Annotated in this window: 16 protein-coding genes and 1 pseudogene; 15 read left to right on the plus strand and 2 right to left on the minus strand. The window is 61.8% G+C overall.

The features are described 5' to 3' along the window. From F2S13_RS27310 to F2S13_RS27375, 14 genes and pseudogenes are all read left to right on the plus strand, one after another. Positions 1 to 259: DUF2931 family protein (locus tag F2S13_RS27310; RefSeq protein WP_166366832.1), on the plus strand; the 259-nt coding region annotated here is incomplete at its 5' end. Positions 260 to 269: 10 nt separating this feature from the next. Next, entirely contained in the window at positions 270 to 899 is a 630-nt protein-coding gene (locus F2S13_RS27315) for a DUF2931 family protein (RefSeq protein ID WP_166366834.1), read from the plus strand. Beyond that, positions 886 to 1,539 (plus strand): DUF2931 family protein, encoded by a 654-nt coding sequence (locus F2S13_RS27320; protein ID WP_166366836.1) that lies wholly within the window; start codon positions 886 to 888, stop codon positions 1,537 to 1,539. The genes F2S13_RS27315 and F2S13_RS27320 overlap by 14 nt, the downstream gene beginning before the upstream one ends. A gap of 82 nt (positions 1,540 to 1,621) precedes the next feature. Continuing rightward, entirely contained in the window at positions 1,622 to 2,599 is a 978-nt protein-coding gene (locus F2S13_RS27325; RefSeq protein WP_166366838.1) for a hypothetical protein, read from the plus strand. Then, complete coding sequence (locus F2S13_RS27330) at positions 2,574 to 3,161, plus strand: hypothetical protein (protein WP_166366840.1); 588 nt, start codon at positions 2,574 to 2,576, stop codon at positions 3,159 to 3,161. Before F2S13_RS27325 ends, F2S13_RS27330 begins: the two co-directional genes overlap by 26 nt. 30 nt (positions 3,162 to 3,191) lie before the next feature. After that, the gene (locus F2S13_RS27335) at positions 3,192 to 3,455 is read left to right on the plus strand and encodes a PAAR domain-containing protein (RefSeq protein ID WP_166366842.1); all 264 of its coding nucleotides are present in this window, start codon (positions 3,192 to 3,194) and stop codon (positions 3,453 to 3,455) included. A 2-nt stretch (positions 3,456 to 3,457) separates the two neighbouring features. Then, complete coding sequence (locus F2S13_RS27340; protein WP_166366844.1) at positions 3,458 to 4,690, plus strand: hypothetical protein; 1,233 nt, start codon at positions 3,458 to 3,460, stop codon at positions 4,688 to 4,690. 9 nt (positions 4,691 to 4,699) lie between these two features. Continuing rightward, the gene (locus F2S13_RS27345; protein WP_166366846.1) at positions 4,700 to 8,020 is read left to right on the plus strand and encodes an ImcF-related family protein; all 3,321 of its coding nucleotides are present in this window, start codon (positions 4,700 to 4,702) and stop codon (positions 8,018 to 8,020) included. Then, a complete protein-coding gene (tssA, locus tag F2S13_RS27350; protein WP_166366854.1) occupies positions 8,017 to 9,603 on the plus strand; it encodes a type VI secretion system protein TssA in 1,587 nt (528 codons plus the stop codon). Before F2S13_RS27345 ends, tssA begins: the two co-directional genes overlap by 4 nt. A 22-nt stretch (positions 9,604 to 9,625) precedes the next feature. Continuing rightward, positions 9,626 to 11,392 (plus strand): annotated as a pseudogene (gene tssF, locus F2S13_RS27355) (type VI secretion system baseplate subunit TssF). Further along, positions 11,356 to 12,453 carry a type VI secretion system baseplate subunit TssG gene (gene tssG / locus F2S13_RS27360; RefSeq protein ID WP_166366856.1) on the plus strand — a complete coding sequence of 366 codons (1,098 nt, stop codon included), beginning with the start codon at positions 11,356 to 11,358 and terminating at the stop codon, positions 12,451 to 12,453. Before tssF ends, tssG begins: the two are co-directional and overlap by 37 nt. Next, positions 12,434 to 12,970: a type VI secretion system lipoprotein TssJ gene (tssJ, locus tag F2S13_RS27365; RefSeq protein WP_166366858.1), complete on the plus strand. Its 537-nt coding sequence runs from the start codon at positions 12,434 to 12,436 to the stop codon at positions 12,968 to 12,970. The genes tssG and tssJ overlap by 20 nt, the downstream gene beginning before the upstream one ends. 3 nt (positions 12,971 to 12,973) lie before the next feature. Beyond that, complete coding sequence (gene tssE / locus F2S13_RS27370) at positions 12,974 to 13,414, plus strand: type VI secretion system baseplate subunit TssE (protein WP_166366860.1); 441 nt, start codon at positions 12,974 to 12,976, stop codon at positions 13,412 to 13,414. A gap of 23 nt (positions 13,415 to 13,437) precedes the next feature. After that, a complete protein-coding gene (locus F2S13_RS27375) occupies positions 13,438 to 14,580 on the plus strand; it encodes an OmpA family protein (RefSeq protein WP_166366862.1) in 1,143 nt (380 codons plus the stop codon). Positions 14,581 to 14,664: 84 nt separating this feature from the next. Here F2S13_RS27375 and F2S13_RS27380 read toward each other — a convergent pair whose 3' ends face one another. Together F2S13_RS27380 and F2S13_RS27385 are read right to left on the minus strand one after the other, a co-directional pair. After that, on the minus strand, positions 14,665 to 16,035 hold the full coding sequence (locus F2S13_RS27380; RefSeq protein ID WP_166366864.1) for a DUF1329 domain-containing protein: 1,371 nt from the start codon (positions 16,033 to 16,035) through the stop codon (positions 14,665 to 14,667). Between the two features lie 26 nt (positions 16,036 to 16,061). After that, complete coding sequence (locus tag F2S13_RS27385) at positions 16,062 to 17,909, minus strand: DUF1302 domain-containing protein (RefSeq protein WP_166366866.1); 1,848 nt, start codon at positions 17,907 to 17,909, stop codon at positions 16,062 to 16,064. 319 nt (positions 17,910 to 18,228) lie between these two features. On the opposite strand from F2S13_RS27385, the gene F2S13_RS27390 reads away from it, so the two are divergent. After that, a complete protein-coding gene (locus F2S13_RS27390; RefSeq protein ID WP_343047619.1) occupies positions 18,229 to 19,647 on the plus strand; it encodes a DUF1254 domain-containing protein in 1,419 nt (472 codons plus the stop codon). Positions 19,648 to 19,703: the final 56 nt, after the last annotated feature.

Raw genomic sequence — 19,703 nt, forward strand, 5'->3', positions numbered from 1 at the left:
TGAGCGGGTGTTTTGCCAAGGTTCAAAAGAGTGGGTAGATGATTATCGCAGTGCGATCACCTTAGGCATGGCCCCCGGAGGCATCGTCAAGGTCTGGGTGGGTGGTCCGTGCCTGGGGTTCAAGGAGGTCGGTCGCTTTCAAGCCGAGATCGAGCCGCTTGGGCCGTACAGGGGGAAGAGCAACGGCCAATACGTGCCTATAGAGCCTGAGAACAAAGCCTATATCGACCAGCACGGGATTCCATATGGCTCTTGGTAACTCGCCCCCCATGAAGCGTCTGAGCCTGCTCGTCGGCCTGCTGTTCAGTTTGTCTGCCTGTGCCAGCGGCCCCAGGCCGCCCAAGCTGCCCTATGACGGCTGGTACGTTGGCTTGGCCGCGCCGCGCCACATGGAGGTCTGGGTCGAGACCGTGGATGTGCTCGACCAGCGCGGGATGGCGTTCTTTCGTGTGCATGGTGGTGTGGCAGGTTACACCCGCAAACCGGAAGGCTGGCACAAGGGCGGGGGGAAAATGAAGCCGGTAAACAACGTCGATCTGCCGGAGCGGATCTTCCTGCGCTGGCAATCGCTGGCAGAGCCGCAAGCCTACAAGATCAGAATCCAGATCCCGCAGTGGGTGCGCGATGAGATGGTTAGACCTGAGCGGGTGTTTTGCCAAGGCTCAAAAGAATGGAAGAACGACCATCGCAAGATGATCACCTTAGGCATGGCCCCTGGCGGAATCGTCAAGGTCTGGATGGGTGGACCGTGCCTGGGGTTCAAGGAAGTCGGTCGTTTTCAGGCCGAGATCGAGCCGCTTGGGCCTTACAGGGGGAAGAGCAACGGTCAATACGTGCCTATAGAGCCTGAGAACAAAGCCTATATCGACCAGCACGGTATTCCATATGGCACTTGGTAGGATTACCCGAAATAAACACCTGGCGTTGCTTATCGGCCTACTGCTCAGCCTTTGCGCCTGCGCCAGCGGTCCCAGGCCGCCCAATCTGCCCTATGACAGTTGGTATGTCGGGCTGGCCGCGCCGCGCCACATGGAGGTCTGGGTCGAGACTCTGGATGTGCTCGACCAGCGCGGATTGGCGTTTTTTCATGTGTTCGGAGGGGTAGCCGGTTACACCCGCAAGCCGGAAGGCTGGCACAAGGGGGGAGGGGCAATGAAACCGGTGAACAACGTTGACCTGCCGGAGCGGCTCTTCCTGCGCTGGCAATCGCTGGTGGAGCCGCAAGCCTACAAGATCAGAATTCAGATCCCGCAGTGGGTGCGCGATGAGATGGTTAGACCTGAGCGGGTGTTTTGCCAAGGAGCCAAAAAGTGGAAGGACGACTATCGAGACATGATCACCTTAGGCATGGCCCCCGGCGGCATCGTCAAGGTCTGGGTGGGTGGTCCGTGCCTGGGGTTCAAGGAGGTCGGTCGCTTTCAAGCCGAGGTCGAGCCGCTTGGGCCGTATCTGAACGGCAAAGGTATCTGTTACCGAGCGCCGAATCCCGAGGCTAAGGCCTATATCGATCAGCACGGTATTCCGTATGGGACTTGGTGAGGAGTACTTAAAGCGTGTTTGTTTTTATTTTCTATTTAAAACTCCGCTTTATTACTAGCGCATTTTGAGAAAGGGTAATTCCATGCAGAGAGTAAAGCATGCAGGTGGCACAAATAACTCTGATGGCAGTGTAACCAAGGTTGTGTCGGCGGACCATAGTTTGACGTGGGTGTCGCCAGCTGAAAACGAAGTGTTCAGTATCATGCAGGATGCCACGCTTCCCGAGATCGTTTTCGAGTTCCGCGCACAAGCGGCAGGCGATTATAAATGGTCATGGGTGATCGAATGGGAGGCGAAAGCCAGTGGGTTGAGGGAGCGGGCGCGGAAGGGCGATGTCCTGCAAACCTTCAAGGACTCAGGCTCGTTTCTCAGTAATGAGAGAACATGGTCGGTTGATTTTTCCGAAAAAGTCCTCGGTGGCAAGCTGACAGTGACGGTGGTTGTCGGCCAAAGGAAACTTGTGAGATCAGTCATGATAACGGGACAAAACCCCACCTCAGAGAGTGTTGCGACTTATGTAAGCACTCTCGAGGACATGACCGGTTTCGAAAAACTTCTCGAGCAAGAAACTAACTGCAAGCACTTCATCGATTTTGATGGTGAGCCAATCGTTGCCTTTGATAAAGGCTATGGCATCACGCAAATGACCAATCCTGCGCCTTCCTATGAACAGGCATGGAGCTGGAAAGCCAATATCCTGGCGGGGTCGTCCATTTACAAGGACAAAGTTAGGGCTGCCAGGAAATACCTGGGGCAAGCGGGCAGAACCTATACGGACGATCAGCTTCGGCATGAGGTGTTCAGCCGTTGGAACGGCGGTTCCTATCATGTGTGGGACTCGGCGGCAAATGCGTGGGTCAGGAAAAAGAACATCCTCTGCGATTCCAATACCGGGAACATCGGCTGGTCGATGGATAACGAAAAAAATAAAGACAAGACGGAGGCCGAACTGCGTGAGCGAGATAAGGATACTTACAAGAAAGGCACGAAGGGACAGTCGGATGATCACCCGTGGGGATATAAGGGAGTGTGCTATGCGGATCATGTCCTCGCGGAATAAATTTGGACGGCCGCTGGTTTTTATTTTGCTGGCTTTTACTGCAGTGGGCAATGTGTTTGCCGGTGTCGCAGCGTCATGGGTGGGCAACAAGGACGGCCAAGTGCGTATTGAGATGGCGGATGGAAGTGACTATGGCTTGAAGTTGTTCTCCGATGTGCAAGGTGTTTATTACGACAAGAGCAAGCACCAGATTGAGGGGAGTGCTTATGTCTCCGTATTCCAAGTGTCGCCTTCCAATCCTGGAAAGCCTGAGGGGTTTTGTGGAGCGGGCAGTGAGGTTTGGCTCTATGTATACAAGGTGGCCGGCACCAATTTGAGCGAGCAAACAAGAGTGTTGGTGAGTAGTTGCCTGCGTTCGATTTCAATGAACAGTCAGAATTCGGGTGAAGACACACAAGATGCTGATTTTTCTTCAGTGCAATGGCATGCACAGGGCTTTTCCATTGAGTGGTTCGAGAATGTAGATGCGGCAGGGCGGTCCTTGAGCTCAACCAAATATGTATTACGTGACAATGTGTTTTTGCCGCTGGAAGTATTGAATAAAGAAAGCCCGAATGAGTAAGTGATCGGTTCGTTTAAAAAGGAGTAATACATGAAAGGCATCATTCGTATTGGCGACAAAACGACCGGGGGTGGCACCGTACTTTCGGGCTCTACCGCCATGCAGTTCGGTGGTATCGGCGTGGCTCGTCTTGGCGACCCAGTGAAGTGTCCGATTCCGGGTCATGGTCGCACCGTGATTGCCGAGGGGCACCCGGTGTTTAAAGACAACGGAGTGCCAATTGCATTTCAAGGGCATTGCTGCGCCTGCGGTTGCACGTTGATTTCGTCACTCTCTCAAGCGGGCGCGATCTGACCATGCCAGTCAGACTGGATCAAGTTCCGGCGCTGGCGCCGCGCCCCGTCCCACCTCGTGCCTGGCTGTGGCTAGGCCTGCTTTTGCTTTTTCTGCTGCTGGGTGTGGGATTGACGTTGCTGTTCGGTGATGAAGCTTTGCGCCAGCAACCCGTTGATTTCTGGGGCCTGGCCTTGGGTGTGCCGCTGTTGGGTTGGGGCTTGCTGGGTTTAGGGCGCGCATTGCTTTACATCGGCCAGCAAAGCGCAGCCGACGGTTGGGATGAGGCGCGCGAGGAGGACTTGATCCGCAGAACGCGTCGGGGGCGGCGTTCCCAGCAAGTGTTGAGCGCCAGCGTGTATACCGCGCTGCGAAAGCCAGGGGAGAAGCCGGGAGCACAAATGGACGCCCTGCTGAAGGGAACTGTGGTGTTAACGGCACAGCCATCCCGGCTGGGCGAACCGGGACTGCGTCATAGCCGATTGCCCGGCGATACGGAAGGAGGCCCGGAGCTCATACTGCTGGGGGCCCTGGCGCAAGTGCTCGCCGACCTCGCGCCAACCCTGACACATCTGCCTGACGATACGCCCTTGGCCTTGCTGTTGGAGGTCGACAGCAGTTTGCCGGAGCATCAGTTGCGCCGCGTGTGGCGACAGGCCTGGAGTGAGTGCGGGATCCGTCAGTCGACCACGCCGGTCGAAGGAAGTGGCCTGACCGCACTCGACCAATGGCTCGACCAGCGCATCGACGATCAAGCGCTTTTGCTGGTGGTTGCGGTGCAGTTCGCCCCAGAGCAGCCCGAAGGCACGGCCGAGGCAGCGGTGGGGTTGCTGTTCGGCAACCGCCTGACACAAACCATCCTGCCGGCGATTGCCTACCTCCACCGTCCGGAGCAGGCACGCGGGCCGAGCACCGAAGCAGTGCGCTATGGGGCACGCCAGGCGCTGGACTGGGTGCCGCTGGAAGCGCCAGCCATCCAGCACGTCTGGCGGGTGGGAGTCACTGCACAACAGGATGCGGCGCTGAACACCGTATTGGCCGAACTCTCATTGCCGGCCAAGCCCAAGCAGAGCTTTTGCAACCTGGATGCAACGCTGGGGCATCCCGGCCAGGCCTCACCATGGCTGGCCATCGCCGCCGCGACCCAGACCATTCAATGTGGCGTCGGGCCGCAATTCATTTTCAGTGGGGGCGGCGCCAACGAGGCGGGGCTCTGGAGCACGGTGGTGACGCCGGTGCCATCGCTTTCGAACTAGGAGTCTTGCATGCAGTTTCGACGCTCGGTAGGGGTAGGTGGTGTTCTGGTTGGTGGGCTGTTGCTGACCGCTGTGGTCCTGGGGGGGGTGGTCTGGTTTCACCCAGAGTGGTTGGGGATGGCCGCTGGCAGTGCCCGGCAAACGTTCTGGCTGTCGGTAATCGCGGCGGCGGCATTGGTCGTGGTGACATTGCTGGGCAGCTACCGTCTGCTGTGGCGGCAGCAGGGCCTTTCCGCCTATCGCCTGCAGTACGCGGATGAAGGGTTACAGCCCAGGCAAGTCAGCTTGCCTCCTCCCGCAGAGGCGCGGACGGCGCAAAAGTTTGCCGCGCTTGATGCGCAAATGCGTCACCGCTACGGATTCTTCTGGCGTCGCAAGGTCCGTCTGCTGCTTGTCGTTGGCGAACCCGCACAGATCGATGCCATCGCCCCGGGCCTGATCGAGGCGCAGCCATGGTTGGAAGGGCAGAATACGGTGCTGTTGTGGGGCGGCAGTCTGACGGGCGCGCCGGGTGAGTCCTTGATCGAACAGTGGCGTCAGCTGTGTCGCTGGCGTGGGCTGGATGGGGTGGTCTGGACTTTGGACAAGGCGCAGAGCGCCGATGTGGCCGTGATGGGCGCGGGCGTGCGCCGTTTGCAGGATCTGGCCCGGGGGGGCGGCTGGCAGCTGCCGCTGCACCTGTGGCAGGTTTGCGACAGCGCCTGGCCGCAAGCCACGCGTAAAACCCAACCGGTGGGCTGCCGGTTGCCCCCGCAATTAACCGAGCAGGATCTGCAAACCCATCTGGATCCGTTGCTGGACCCCTTGCGTAGCACGGGCCTGGAGCAGATGCAGGGCGATATGGGCCATGACTTTTTGCTGCGCCTGTCCCGCGATCTGCAAGTCGAGGGCATTGCCCGCTGGCGCCAGGCGCTGGCGCCTTGGTTAAACGAGTTCGCCCGTGGCGTGCCACTGCGCGGATTGTGGTTCAGCCTGCCGCTGCAACGCGGTTCGGTGTTGCTCCAGCACGATTGGCTGGCGGACCCAGCCTGGGGTGGTGTGCTCGGTGATCACAACGCGACTGCTCGCCGGGTGGGCTGGAGCGCCCCGCGTATCGGCTATGCGCTGATGCTGGGTCTGGCCGCTGTGTGGGGCGCGGGGCTGCTGCTGTCGTTCACCAGCAACCGCGCGCAGATCGCGGAAATCCAGACCTCGTTGGCCACCCTTCAACAGGCCGAGCCCGGCGAAGCACAACGCCTGGCCCTGAGCGAATGGGTCCTCCAGTTGGGACGCCTGGACTACCGCGCCGAACACGGTGCGCCCTGGTACCAACGCTTCGGCCTCAACCAGAACCGCGCCTTGCTCGATGCTTTGTGGCCGCACTACGTCGAGGTCACTCACCGCCTGCTGCGTGATCCAGCCGCCGCCAATTTGACCGCGCAGCTCAACGCCCTGATCAAACTCCCCCCGGACAGCCCGGAACGCGCCAAACGTTCCGGCGAGGCCTACGACCAACTCAAGGCCTACCTGATGTTGGCGAACCCGGAAAAGGCCGACGCGGCTTTTCTGGTCAAAGTCCTGGGCCACGCCGAACCGGATATGTGGCAGTTCTACGCCGAACAGTTGCCCACCCATCCCCAGTGGCGCCTCGAAGCCGACCCTAAGCTGGTCGCCCAGGCCCGCCAGGTGCTGCTCGGCCAATTGGGTCAACGCAATGCCGAGGCCAGCCTGTACCAGCAGGTCCTCGACAGCACCGCCAGCCACTACCCAGCCTTGCGCCTGCAGCAGATGCTCGGTGACAGCGGCGGCATGGCGCTGTTCTCCACTACCGCCAGCGTCCCCGGCGTGTTCACCCGCCAGGCCTGGGAAGGGCAGGTGCGCCAGGCCATCGACAAAATCGCCGAGGCGCGCCGCGAGGAAGTCGACTGGGTGCTCAGCGACAATCCCGCGAGCCTCGCCGTCGAGCTGAGCCCGGATGTGCTGCGCGAACGCCTCACCGCCCGCTACTTCCAGGATTACAGCGGCGCCTGGCTGGATTTCCTCGGCAGCCTGCGCTGGCACCCGGCCGACAGCCTGGGCGATGTGATCGACCAGTTGACCCTGATGAGCGACGTGCGCCAGTCGCCGCTGATCGCCTTGATGAACACCCTGGCCTACCAGGGCCAGGCCGGCAGCCGTCGCCAGGCCTTGGCCGATTCGCTGCTGCAGTCGGCGCAGCAGTTGATCGCCCAGGATAAGGTGCCGGCGATCGAGCAACAGATGCAGGGCCCAAGTGGTCCGCTGGACGCCACCTTCGGCCCCTTGCTGACCCTGCTTGGCAGCGCCTCTGAAGACAAGACCGGCAACGACAGCCTGAGCCTGCAAGCCTTCCTCACCCAGGTCACCCGCGTGCGCCTGACCCTGCAACAAGTAAGCACCGCCCCCGACCCGCAAGCCATGACCCAGGCCCTGGCGCAAACCGTATTCCAGGGCAAGAACGTCGACCTCACCGAGACCCAGGCCTATGGCAACCTGCTCGCCGCCAGCCTCGGCGCGGAGTGGGGCGGGATCGGCCAGACCCTCTTCGTGCAGCCGCTGGAGCAGGCTTGGCAGCGGGTTCTGCAACCCTCGGCGGCGAGCCTCAACCGTCAGTGGCAGCGGGCGATTGTCAGCCATTGGCAGAGTGCGTTCGCCAGCCGCTACCCGTTCGCTGCTACTCCGAGCGACGCTTCGCTGCCGATGCTGGGGCAGATGATCCGCGCCGACTCCGGGCGCATCGAGCAGTTTCTGCAGCAGCAACTGGGCGGCGTATTGCGCAAGGAAGGCGACCGCTGGGTGGCCGACCCTCGGCACAGCCAGGGCCTGCGCTTCAACCCGCAGTTCCTCACGGCCATCAACCAGCTCAGCCACCTGGCCGACGTGCTCTATACCGACGGCGGCATGGGCCTGAGCTTCGAACTGCGCGGCAAACCGGTGCGCGACGTGGTGGAAACCATTTTCGTCCTCAATGGCGAAAAGCATCACTACTTCAACCAGAAGGAAAGCTGGCAGCGCTTCGCCTGGCCGGGACGCAGTGACCGGCCAGGCGTAAGCCTGACCTGGACCAGCGTACGCACTGGCGCGCGCCTGTTCGGCGATTACGAGGGCACCTGGGGCCTGATCCGCCTGCTGGAACAAGCCCAGGTCACCCCGCTGGACGACGCCGACAGCCGCTACCGCCTGGTGCTCAAGGCCCCAGATGGCCTGGGCCTGACCTGGCATCTGCGCACTGAACTGGGGGCGGGGCCCTTGGCCTTGCTCAAGCTACGGGGTTTCAAGTTGCCGTCGCAGATATTTCTCGCCGAGGGCGGTAAGAACGGAGGATTCGAATGAGTTTGCACAGTTTGATCACCAGTTGCCTGGGGGACCGCGACGCCCTGGCCCTTGCCCGGGAGCAGGAAGCGAAGTGGTCGGCCTGGCTGATGCCAATCAATCCCGACTCGCCCGTAGGCGAGGACCCTGGCTACGACGACGACTTCCAGCGCATGCGCGAAGAGGTCAACAAACTCTCCGGGGCGGATGCCGAGCGCGTGGTGCAACTGGCCGAAAAGCTGTTGACCCAAACCTGCAAGGATCTGCGCGTGGCCACCTATTACCTGTGGGCGCGCCTGCAGAGGGATGGTGAGGCAGGGTTGTCCGACGGTTTGAGCCTGCTGGCCGCTATTGTGGAGCGCTATGCCGCCCAAGTGCTGCCCGCGCGACCCAACAGCCGCAAGATGGCCCTGGAGTGGCTGGCCAGCAGCAAGGTGCTGGACAGTCTGTCGCTGTACCCGGAGGTGGTCAAATGCGAGGCTGAGCGCACGGTGGCGGCGCTGGCCTGGCTGGAGCACGGCCTGCAAGCCTGGCCGCAAGACCAGCGTCCGGCCCTGGGTTCGCTCTATGCCGCGTTGTCCGCCCGGCTGGCGCAATCCGGCGGAGTCAATGCGCTGGTGCCGCAGACCAGTATCAGTCACGCGTCAACCGCGCAAACAGCCTCGCAGAGTACCCCGGCCATCAAATCAGGACGCGACCTGCTGGACAGCGGCCGGGCCTTGGCGGTTTATCTGCGCGAGCAGCCCCTGGGCTGGCTGGCGGCCCACCGTTTGATGAAGAGCCTGCGCTGGGACACCGTGCACCAGGCGCCGCCCCAGGACGCCAGCGGCAACACCCGCCTGGCGCCACCGCGCGGCGACTATCGGGCGCAACTCAAGCGCCTGTATCTGCAACAGAGCTGGAATGAATTGCTCGACCAAGTCGAGCGAATGTTCGCCGAAAGCGTGAACCATTTCTGGCTGGACCTGCAGTGGTACCTGTTCCAGGCGCTGAGCAAGCAGCCCGCGCCACAGGATGGCTGGGCCGATATTGCCAAGCGTGACCTGGGCATGTTCCTCGAGCGCCTGCCGGGCCTGGAGGAACTGTGCTGGAGCGACGGTACCCCCTTCGCCGACGAGACCACCCGCGAGTGGCTCACCCAGCACGTCAGCGGCAATCGCCCGCAGACATGGCTGCCTGCACCGGCGGCAGCACCGGCAACCGCAGCTACCGAAATCCTCTCGCTGGAAAGCGAGGCCCTGGCCCAGGCCGACAGCGAGGGTGTGGAGGCAGCGCTGGTTTGGCTGGCGGAACGGCCCGGCGTGCAAACCGGCCGCGAACGCTGGTTACTGCGCCTGCTGATGGCGCGGGTCGCCGAGCAATGCGGCAAAAGCGATCTCGCTATCCACCTGCTGGGCGAACTGGACGCCAGTGCCCAGCGCCACGGTCTGGCGGAATGGGAGCCGGAGCTTAACTTCGAAGCCAAGGCACGCCTGCTCAAGCTATTGCGCCTCAAAGCCCAGCGCAACGATGCGGACAGGCCGGCCCTGGCCCGGCGAATGGAGGCGTTGCTGGCAACGCTGGTGGCCATTGACCCGGTACGCGCCGCAGTGCTCTGCGGCTGAACCTCACTGATCAGGACTTTTTATGGACAAGGACAATCTGACGTTGCACTACTTCGACGCCGAAATGCGCTACCTGCGCGAGGCCGGCAAGGAGTTTGCGCAAGCCTTCCCGGACCGGGCGGCACAGCTGAACCTGGACAAGCCGGGGGCGCACGACCCTTATGTGGAGCGCCTGTTCGAAGGCTTTGCTTTTCTGATGGGGCGGCTGCGCGAGAAGCTCGACGATGATCTTCCGGAGCTGACCGAAGGGCTGGTCAGTCTGCTGTGGCCGCATTACCTGCGCACTATTCCATCGCTATCAGTGATCGAGCTGGTGCCCGAGCTTGACCAGATGAGGACGAGCAAGCAGATCAGCAAGGGCTTTGAAGTGTTGACGCAGCCCATCGGTCCGCAGCGCACCCGTTGTCACTACACCACCACCCAGGACTTGACGCTGCAACCTCTTGCCCTGGAGTCTCTGCGAGTTGCCCATGAGCCGGATGGTCGTTCGCTGCTGCGTCTGCGCTTTGCTTGCAGCACGCTGACGGAGTAGAATCAAACAGACCTGAGGCGCCTGCCGTTGTACCTCAACGCTGACGCTCCGATGGCCAGTGCGCTGCACCAGGCACTGACCCTGAACACCCAGGCCTTGTACGTGCGCTTCCCGGAGCAATCGGACCGCCAACCGATGGACGGCCATTTTGCGGCCAAGGGCTTCGCCGATGAAGATAGCCTGTGGCCCAAGGGCGACAGCGCTTTCAGCGGTTATCAACTGCTGCTGGAGTATTTCACCTTCCGTGAGAAGTTCATGTTCGTGACCCTTTGCGGACTGGAACAGTTGAACATCCTGCCAGGCACACCCTGGTTCGAACTTGAAGTTGTGTTACGCGAGCCGTGGCCGCACACATTTGACCTGAGTGCCGAGCATATTCGACTGCATGCGGTGCCGGTGATCAATCTGTTTGCGCTGGAGGCGGATCCCTTGGCCCTGGCACCCTTGCAAACCGACTACCTGCTCAGGCCCATGCGTCTACAGGATGGCCATACCGAAATTTATTCGGTGGACCATGTCACTTCTTCGAAGAACGGCGAGCATACGGAATATGTGCCATTCACCAGCTTCCGCCACAAGGGCGGCATGCTGCGCGACGAAGCGCCCGAGCGGTACTTCCATACCCGCCTCAAGCGTGGCGCCAACGGACTGTACGACACCTGGCTGATCCTGGGTGGCGACGGCTTCGACAAGGATAGGCTGGACGAGAACAAAAACCTGTCGTTAAGCCTGACCGGCACCAACGGCCAGCTCCCGCGCAAGGCCCTGCAAAGCACCTTGCTCGATTCCCTGGTGCAATCCCAGGATGGCTTGCGGGTGCGCAACCTGTGCGCACCGACCTTACCCTGCTACCCGCCAAATCGCGATCGTTTTCACTGGCGCGTGCTCAGTCACCTGGGCTCGAATTTCCTGCCGATGCTCGACAGCGCCGAAGTGCTGCGCGGCACCCTGGCGCTGTACGACTGGACGGGCAGTGAACTGAACCGTCGGCGCCTGGAAGCGATAGTCGAAGTCAACCATTACCTGATCCAGCGTTTCGAGAAAGGCTTCCTGCTGCGCGGCGTGGATATCGAAGTGACCCTGGATGCCAATGGCTTTTGCGGCGAAGGCGATATCTGCCTGTTCGGCGAGATGCTCAGTCGCTTCTTTGCCCTGTACGCCGACATTCACCTGTTCAACCAGCTCACGCTGATCCTGCAACCTACTGGAAATTGTCTGCGATGGAACGAGAATCACAGTCAGCGTATTCCCGGCTGAAAGCCGATGGCTTGCTGGAGACGCTGGAGGGCAGGGTGGCCGAAGCCAATCTGTTTCGCTTCTGCCAATTGCTGGAACAGGCCATGCCCGGCCATCCGCCGTTGGGTAGTACCACGCGCCCGGCGGATGACCCTGTGCGCTTTCGTCCCGATCCCGGCATGGGCTTTCCTGCCGGCGAACTGAAGGCCATCGAAACCGATCGGCATTATCCCGAGCGCCCGGCCACGGTACGTACCCGAATGCTCGGCCTGTATGGTGTCGACTCACCCTTGCCGACCGCCTATCTGGATGACATCGCCCAGCGCCGGGAAGGGCATGACGCGCTGGAAGCCTTCCTCGATATCTTCAACCACCGGATCTTCACCCAGTTCTATCGCATCTGGCGCAAGTACTCGTACCCGGCCACGTTCGAGCCCGGGGGCGGCGATGCGACTTCCCAATGCCTGCTGGGGCTGATCGGTCTTGGCATTCCCGGCACCGCCGAGCAGATTGCCACGCCGATGTCGCGCTTTCTGGCGTTGCTCAGCGTCATGCGCCTGCCTACCCGTAACGCAGAAGGCATCACCGCGCTGGTCACGCTTCTGGCACCCAATACCCAGGCACGGGTGACCCCGCACTGGCCGCAGAAAATTCCCTTGGCGCATCCCGCCAGCCTGTCCGCGAGCGGTCCTGTCAGCCTGTCCCAAGGCACGCCCTTGGGCAGCGTTGGGCAGGACGCCAACAGCCAGCTGCACCTGGCGCTGTTCACCGACGACCCGGCAGAAGCCCGTGGCTGGTTGCCGGGTGCCCGCTTGCACAATGATCTGCTGGTATTGCTGCGTGTGTACCTGGGCTGGCGTTGTACCGCGAAACTACAGCTGTCGCTTCCTGTATCCAGCCTGCCGGAACCGGTGCTGGGAGGCACGCCGGTGCTACTGGGGATGACCGCTGTACTGGGCTTGGGCGGTGAAGCCTGGCAAGTCGCGGATAACGCCACGATCACGATCAACCTGGGCCGCTACCAAGGCCTGCAGAGCAACTTCATGGACAGAGAGAAAAAGCATGTCGTGTACTCGTTTTAATGCATTGATGGTGGTTGCGCTCGGTGCGCTGCTCGGCGGATGCGGGCTGACCCAAACCGTGGGTGACTCCACCACCTCCACCGCCCAGGCGATCTTCTACAAGCAGGTGAAAACCCTGCACCTGGACTTCAGCGGTCGAGCGGCGATGAACACCGATGCGGCGGACATGAGCGCGTTGTCAGTGCCTACACTGGTGCGGGTGTACCAGCTGCGCGATAGCAAGGCGTGGGAAAAGGCAACCTACGACACCTTGCTGGCCGATGGCGACCGTGTACTCGACGCCGATCTGCTGGACCAGCGAGCCTTGGTGGTCAAGCCCGAGGAGGGTGCGCAACTGAACGTGCCAATGGCCAAGGGCGCACAATTCGTCGCGGTGGTAGCGTTGTTCCGTGACCCCGAAACCCCAATGACTCCGTGGCGCCTGACGCTGGCCCGCGAGGACCTGGAGCCGGACCGGGCGCGTGTGATCGAACTGGGGGACAACCGGCTGACCCTGCGCCCCTTGGCCAAGGAGTGAACAATGACCGAGTTCAATCCTTCGCTCTACGAAACGCTCCTGCAGAATTTCACTGGCGAACTGGACCTGCATAGCGTCGGTGAAGAGGACCAGCAGACCCTGTCGGTGCTGGACAACGTGCAACGCATCCTCAACAGCCGGGCGGGCACGCTCAGTCATCTGCCCGACTACGGTCTGCCGGACATGGGCCAGATCCTGCAGGGGCTGCCCGCCTCGGCGCAGGGGCTGATGAACACCATGGCCACGACCCTGCTCAACTACGAGCCGCGCCTGGCGTCGGTGAATATCGAGCTGCTGCCCCAGGTGCTACCAGGGCATCTGGAATATGCCCTCGACATGCAACTCAAAGGCGGCAGGCGAGTGTCCTTCGGTACGACCCTGGCGCCTGAGGGCAGAGTACTGGTGCGTCACCTCAAAAGGCAGGCTTACCTGTCGAAGCCGTGAACCTGTAAACGAAAGGAAGCCCGATGACGGCGCTGTTTGAAATGCGTATTCGAGTAGGCGGGGATCCCCGCGGCTTCGCCGAGTTCACGGCGCTGCGTGAGGAATTGGCGAAACTCAGCCACCCGGCTTGCCCGGACGTGGACTGGGGCCGGGTAGAGCAGTTGTGCCTGGGTCTGTTTCAGAAGAACGGTGCGGATCTGCAAACCGCCGCCTTTTTCGCCCTGGCCCGTAGCCAATGCCTGGGCCTTACGGGCATGGCCGAAGGGGTGGCGCTGATGAGCGCGCTTACCCGTGAATGGGTGCACTTGTGGCCGCCGATGGCGCCCGTGCGCCTGGACATCATGGCCTGGTTTTTCGCGCAATTGCGTCCGTTGCTGCGCAGCCAGGAAGTGAATTCGCGATCTCTGCCTGCACTGGTGCAGGTAGACGCAGAGCTTGAACGATTGAACGAGCAACTGGATCGTCAGGTGCAGGTTACTCTGGTGACATTGCAGGCCCTGCGCCAGCAAGTCGGCAGCCTTATCCAACGCCTGGCGCGAAACAGCGTTTCGGGCGAAGTCGTGCTGCCCTACGCCAGGTTGCCCGAACCGGAGCGCCTGATGCCGGTCATGATCCTGCCGCCGCCCCCTCTGCCCGAGGTGACGGTCCTGCAGCCGAACGCAAAGAGGCGTCGCATGGCTATGTGGCTGATCGCCGCGGTCGCCACGATCATCTTGGCCGGCGGGCTTTGGCTGGCAGGCTCGGGCGGTGATGGCTGGCTTCGCGCGGTGAGTCTCTCCCGACAGGAACAGCCGACACCTGAACCGGTACGCCTGGACAGTCTCATGCTGTTCAACGCCGGGAGTGCCGAGCTCAAACCCGACTCCACCCAGGTACTGATCAATGCCCTGGTCAACATCAAGGCCCAACCCGGCTGGCTGATCGTCATCGCCGGGCACTCCGATGCCACGGGCAACGCCGAGCAGAACCTGCAGTTGTCACGCGCCCGGGCAGCCGCGGTGCGTGACTGGATGCAGCGCATGGGTAACATCCCCGACAGTTGCTTCGCTGTCCAGGGGGTCGCAGACGGCCAGCCCATTGCCAGCAACGACACCGAGGCGGGGCGTGCGGCCAACCGGCGGGTCGATATTCGTCTGCTACCGCAAGTGGGGGCCTGCATGCCGTAACGGTCCAGGGTGCTCCCTAAAAACAAAGCCCCGACCAAAGTTGGCCGGGGCTCTGTCATTTCTGCGTTATGCACAACACCCCAATCAACGAATCCCCGCGTTCCGCAACGCCCCCGGCGTGAAGTCGTTCATGGTGCTCTTCTGATCATACCGGGTGGCAAATTTCGATTCGTTGGTCATGCCCTGGATCACATAGCGACCGGCGACCAGGTCATACAGGGCCTGGCCTGCATAAAGGCTGATGCCACGCTGGTAGTCCTGCACCTGGTAGCCTTCGCCGACCCGCCACAGTTGGCCGCGACCGTCATAGTGATCGACTTCCACCAGTGTCCAGGTGTCCTCGTCGAAATACATGTGGCGCTTGGCGTAGATATGACGTTGGCCCGGCTTCAAGGTGCCTTCCACTTCCCACACGCGGTGCAGTTCGTAGCGCGCCAGGTTCTGGTCAATGTGCCCGGGCTTGAGGATGTCCGCGTACTTCACCTGGGGCGACCAGAGCTTGTAGTTGTTGTACGGAATGTACATTTCCTTCTTGCCGATCAGCTTCCAGTCGTAACGGTCCGGTGAGCCGTTGTACATGTCGGCGTTGTCGGCGGTGCGCAGGCCATCGGCCGCGGTGCCCGGTCCGTCATAGGCGACTTGCGGGGCGCGCCTGACGCGGCGCTGGCCGGCGTTGTAGGCCCAGACGTCGCGCGGTGCCTTGACCTGGTCGATGGTCTCGTAGGCCAGCAGCACGTTGCCGGCCAGGCGCGACGGGGCGGTCACCGTCTGCTTCATGAACATGAGCTGGTTGGCGCTTTTTTCCGGGTCCACGTCCGGCATCTGCTGCGGGAAGGCGAGGTCCTGGTCCATCAGGACAATGTTGTAGTCGCCGTTGACCTGAGGCGTCGCCTGGGCGACGGTCTGGGTGTAGTTGGTGCCGCGATAGCGGGTCTCGTGGTTCCACACCACCTCGACACCGCTCTTGGGGATCGGGAAGGGGTAGTAGCGGTTGGTGCTGAAGTTGCTCAGGCCGTTGCCGTCATTGACCAACTGGGTCGTCACGGCGCTTTTTTTGGCGATCTCGTAGATCTCCTGGGGCGCGGCAGCGGTGCGCTGGGTCTTGTAGACCGGAATCTTGTAGGTGTCCGGATAGCGTTGGAACATGGCCTGTTGGCCAGGGCTCAGCTTGTCCTTGTACTGGGCGACATTCTTCGCCGTGATGACGAACAGCGGTGTTTCGCTGGCGAAGGGGTTGCCGAGGAAGCCGTTGGCATCCACCGGCGCGGCATTGGGCTTCAGGCCGCCGGTCCAGGCCGGGATGCTGCCGTCGGCGTTGCCTTCCTTCTGGCCGCCCAGTGGGGTCAGGGTGGTGCCCAGTTGGGCCGCTTCCTGGGGTGAGACTGCCGCCATCACGCTGCAAGACAGCAGCGACAGGGCCAATGCGCCAGTGCGCAGCATAGTGATCGTGTTCATTGTTATTGTCCTCTGCTGGTGTGGATTCAGAAGTTCACGCCGAAGCTGAGCGCGACATAGTCGCGGTCGGTATTGGTGTTGAAATCGCCACCGAAGAAGTCGGTGTAACTGAGGCTGGCGGTGTAGGTGCTCTGGTAGTCGGCATCCAGGCCCAGGCTGACGGCCATGTTGCCTTCCTCGAAATTGGGGCCGAAGCCGTCCACGTCGTGGGACCAGGCCAGGTTCGGCGACAGGTTGATGCCGGCGATGACGTTCGGGTAATCGAGCTTGGCGCGGGCGCGGTAACCCCAGGAGTCGGCGGTGTAGAAGCCTTTGTCATTGCACTTCTGTTGTGGGTTGCTGGCATTGGCCTGGCCCACGTTGGTGCCGACACACAACGCGTTCTGGGCGCCCGGGAGTTCACCTGGGCCCCAGCCCGGGTTGCGGCCGAAGCGCAGGTCGCTGCCATCGGCGCTGCCCAGGCTGCTGATATGGTTGTAACCGACTTCGCCCACCAGGGTCAGGCGGCTGGCGCCCAGTACCTGGTCGTAGAATTGGGTGGCGGTCAACTGCGCCTGGTACACCGGCATGCGCTTGTAGCCGTCGATGGTCGCCCCCGGTGCGTTCACGGCCTGGCCGGTGGTGAAGATCGCGCCCCTGGGGTTCTGGCCCAGCGCCGCCAGGTTCAGGTCAAGGGTGTTGATCTGCAACGGCATGTTCGGCCGATAACTGATCTCGCCACCCAGCGCGGTACCGCCCACATTGGTCTGGAAACTCAGACCGTAGAGATGGATATCCTCGGGATAATCGATGTAATAGCGTGCAGAACGGATGGCCCCGAATGGATCGCCAGGCGCCGCCAGGGCCGGGTTGTTGCGTTGCAGGCTGAGGAAGGGGCTGCGGCTGTGGTAATTCAGGGCGTAGGCACCGAATTCGGTGTCGTTCAGCTCCGGCATGAACCAGCGCAGGGCCACGCCATACTGGCCGCCATCGCGGGCGTCATTGTCCTGCAGGCGCGGGACATAGGCATCGTCCGTAAAGCGGGCCAGCACGGCGGCCGCCCCGCCGGTGTTGGCGGCTGTTCCGGGTGCCAGGTCCAGGCCCTGGGCCACCAGGCGGTCGTTGCAGCCTTCGGCGATGGTATCGGTGCCAAAGAAGGTGCCGCAGTTGTCGACCACCGACTTTTCCCACTCCAGCTGGTAGAAGGCTTCGGCGGTGATGTTCTCGCTCAACCCCTGGGACACGTAGAGCATGTTGACCGGGATCAGGCCTTCCTTGATCTCGGCGCCGGGGCGGCGCAGGGCAGCGACGTCGATCGGGTTGATGCTGTTGATGGAGTTGCCGATGAAGGTGCTTTCCCCCCAGCTGACCACTTGCTTGCCCAGGCGCACGTTACCCGGCAGATCGGCGATGTTGTAGTTGTGGTAGACGAAGGCGTCGAGAAATTCCGCACCGGAGGCCTTGGCCAGGTCATTGCGACCGCTGTCATCGATGTCATAGAAGTGCTGGTGGCCATCCTTGAGCTCGAAGTCGTACCAATACTTGCCGCGCAGGAAGGCGCCGCTGTCGCCGTACTTGAGCTCCAGGTCGTGGATACCCTTGAATATCGTCGAGAAATTCTCGCCCGCCCGGAAGTTCAGGTGATTGTCGTCGATGGTGCGCGACGCCGCCGTGCCACCTGCAACGCCCTGGCTATTGAAGTTGGAGATGAATTTCCTGTCCGGATTGGTCGTCGACCAACTGCCCCCTACCGACAGCGATGAGTCGAACTGCCCCTCGATCTCCCCGACAGTGAAATTGACGGCGTGCGCCTGTGTGCTGGCGCCCAGGGCGACGGCCAGGGTCAATTGGCGCAGGGGCAAAGCCCGGGGGCGGGATTGGATCGGTAGCCACATGCTGGGGTTCCTCGATGCTTTCTTGTAATTGTTTTTGGGGGCTGCGAACCGACGCACAAATGGCTCCGGACAGGATGAAGCAGCCCGGACAAGGTGCTTGATTATCGAAAAGGAAGCGCAAGCGACGGCCGACAAAAAATGATCATGGCGGTGCTACGCACGAGTGACTCGATGGGAGGAGAAGTGGGACGGTGCGAGTATCTGCAGATGAATAGTTTTTGTCGGGCATCGCTTGCGCCGGATCCTGCGCGATACCGCTTTACTGCGGCGCCACCTGTTCGGGTGTGCGCCGCTTTCATTTCTGCCAGGAGAGTTTGCCGTGTCCTATGCCTTGAATATTCCTTTCAGTCGCCGACGACTGCTCGGTGCAATGGGCCTGCTCGGGGCCACTTCGTTGTGCCCCGACTGGATCCTGGCCGCCAGCCGCTTGAGCGACACTCGACCTGAAGATGTTCGGGCGATTGCCCACCAGGCCTGGATCTACGCCTATCCGATGCTGATGCATTACCAGACCCTGCAAAAGCAGGTGCTCAATCCTGGCGCCGCCGAATACACCGGCGGTTTCAATCGCTTCCGGCATTACAGCCAGCAGTTCACCCCGAACAACCGCGATATCGTTACACCCAACAACGACACGCCATACTCCTGGGCCTGGCTGGACCTGCGCAGCGAACCCCAGGTGTTGAGCGTGCCGGTGGTCGCGGACGATCGCTATTACGTGCACCAGTTGGTCGATCAGTACACCTACAACTTCGCCTACGTCGACGTGCTCAGCACCGGGCGCGAGGCGGGCGACTACCTGATCGCCGGGCCGAGCTGGAAGGGCGAGATACCGGCCGGGATCAAGCAGGTACTTCGCAGTGAAACCGAGATCGTCATGATCCTTGGGCGTACCGGTCTCAGGAACGCCGCCGACATGCCAGCGGTGCAAGCCTTGCAACAGCAGTACCGCCTGCGCCCGTTGCACGAATATGCCGGTACGCCGGCACCGCAAGCGGTTGCGCCCGTCCCTTGGCTGCCGTGGGACAGCAAGACCGGGTTGGGGCCTGGCTTCATCAATCATCTCAACCAGATCTTCACCTTGTGCCCGACTCATCCGTCCGAGCAGGCCCTGCGCGACCGCTTCGCCCGTATCGGTATCGTCCCCGGCCAGGCGTTCGACATCGCTGCATTGACGCCTGAACAACATCAGGCGCTGATCGCCGGTATTCAGGATGCCCAGGCCGAGCTGCAAGCAGCCGGGGCCAAGGTACATTCTACCCTCGGCCTTTTCGGTACCCGTGAGGCGATGCACGGCAATTACCTCAATCGTGCGCTGGCCGCGGCCATCGGGATCTACGGCAACAGTGTCGAGGAGGCGTTCTACACGGGAAGCAAGCAGGACGATCAGGGCCAACAGCTGATGGGAGGACGGCGCTACCGCTTGCGTTTCGCCCCGGGGCAGTTGCCACCGGCCAGCGAGTTCTGGTCATTGACCCTATACGACCTGCCGGATCGGCAACTGGTCGCCAACCCTATCGACCGCTATTGCCTGAGCAGTCGCGATGCACTGCAAACGGACGCCGATGGCGCCCTGACCTTGCTGGTACAGAGCACGGCGCCGCAGGAAGGGCTGCAAAGCAATTGGCTGCCAGCGCCGGCATCGGGGGCGTTTACCCTGGTCTTGCGGCTGTATGGGCCCGGGAAGCAGGTGATCGAGCAGCGGTGGCAGATGCCGGTTGTAGAAGTTATAACGTGATTCCACCCATACCCTCGTTCCCACGCAGAGCGTGGGAACGAGAGGTGTGAGCCTGG

The organism is Pseudomonas akapageensis, assembly GCF_011355085.1.
In the GTDB taxonomy this organism is placed as follows: domain Bacteria; phylum Pseudomonadota; class Gammaproteobacteria; order Pseudomonadales; family Pseudomonadaceae; genus Aquipseudomonas; species Aquipseudomonas akapageensis.

What these genes read in the sequence shown, in the direction of transcription:
- F2S13_RS27385 (WP_166366866.1), bottom strand. Translation starts at nt 17,909, where the DNA reads ATGTGGCTACCGATCCAATCCCGCCCCCGGGCTTTGCCCCTGCGCCAA.
- F2S13_RS27375 (WP_166366862.1), top strand. Translation starts at nt 13,438, where the DNA reads ATGACGGCGCTGTTTGAAATGCGTATTCGAGTAGGCGGGGATCCCCGC.
- F2S13_RS27330 (WP_166366840.1), top strand. Translation starts at nt 2,574, where the DNA reads ATGCGGATCATGTCCTCGCGGAATAAATTTGGACGGCCGCTGGTTTTT.
- F2S13_RS27325 (WP_166366838.1), top strand. Translation starts at nt 1,622, where the DNA reads ATGCAGAGAGTAAAGCATGCAGGTGGCACAAATAACTCTGATGGCAGT.
- tssA (WP_166366854.1), top strand. Translation starts at nt 8,017, where the DNA reads ATGAGTTTGCACAGTTTGATCACCAGTTGCCTGGGGGACCGCGACGCC.
- F2S13_RS27315 (WP_166366834.1), top strand. Translation starts at nt 270, where the DNA reads ATGAAGCGTCTGAGCCTGCTCGTCGGCCTGCTGTTCAGTTTGTCTGCC.
- F2S13_RS27380 (WP_166366864.1), bottom strand. Translation starts at nt 16,035, where the DNA reads ATGAACACGATCACTATGCTGCGCACTGGCGCATTGGCCCTGTCGCTG.
- tssJ (WP_166366858.1), top strand. Translation starts at nt 12,434, where the DNA reads ATGTCGTGTACTCGTTTTAATGCATTGATGGTGGTTGCGCTCGGTGCG.
- F2S13_RS27345 (WP_166366846.1), top strand. Translation starts at nt 4,700, where the DNA reads ATGCAGTTTCGACGCTCGGTAGGGGTAGGTGGTGTTCTGGTTGGTGGG.
- F2S13_RS27340 (WP_166366844.1), top strand. Translation starts at nt 3,458, where the DNA reads ATGCCAGTCAGACTGGATCAAGTTCCGGCGCTGGCGCCGCGCCCCGTC.
- tssE (WP_166366860.1), top strand. Translation starts at nt 12,974, where the DNA reads ATGACCGAGTTCAATCCTTCGCTCTACGAAACGCTCCTGCAGAATTTC.
- F2S13_RS27335 (WP_166366842.1), top strand. Translation starts at nt 3,192, where the DNA reads ATGAAAGGCATCATTCGTATTGGCGACAAAACGACCGGGGGTGGCACC.
- F2S13_RS27320 (WP_166366836.1), top strand. Translation starts at nt 886, where the DNA reads ATGGCACTTGGTAGGATTACCCGAAATAAACACCTGGCGTTGCTTATC.
- tssG (WP_166366856.1), top strand. Translation starts at nt 11,356, where the DNA reads ATGGAACGAGAATCACAGTCAGCGTATTCCCGGCTGAAAGCCGATGGC.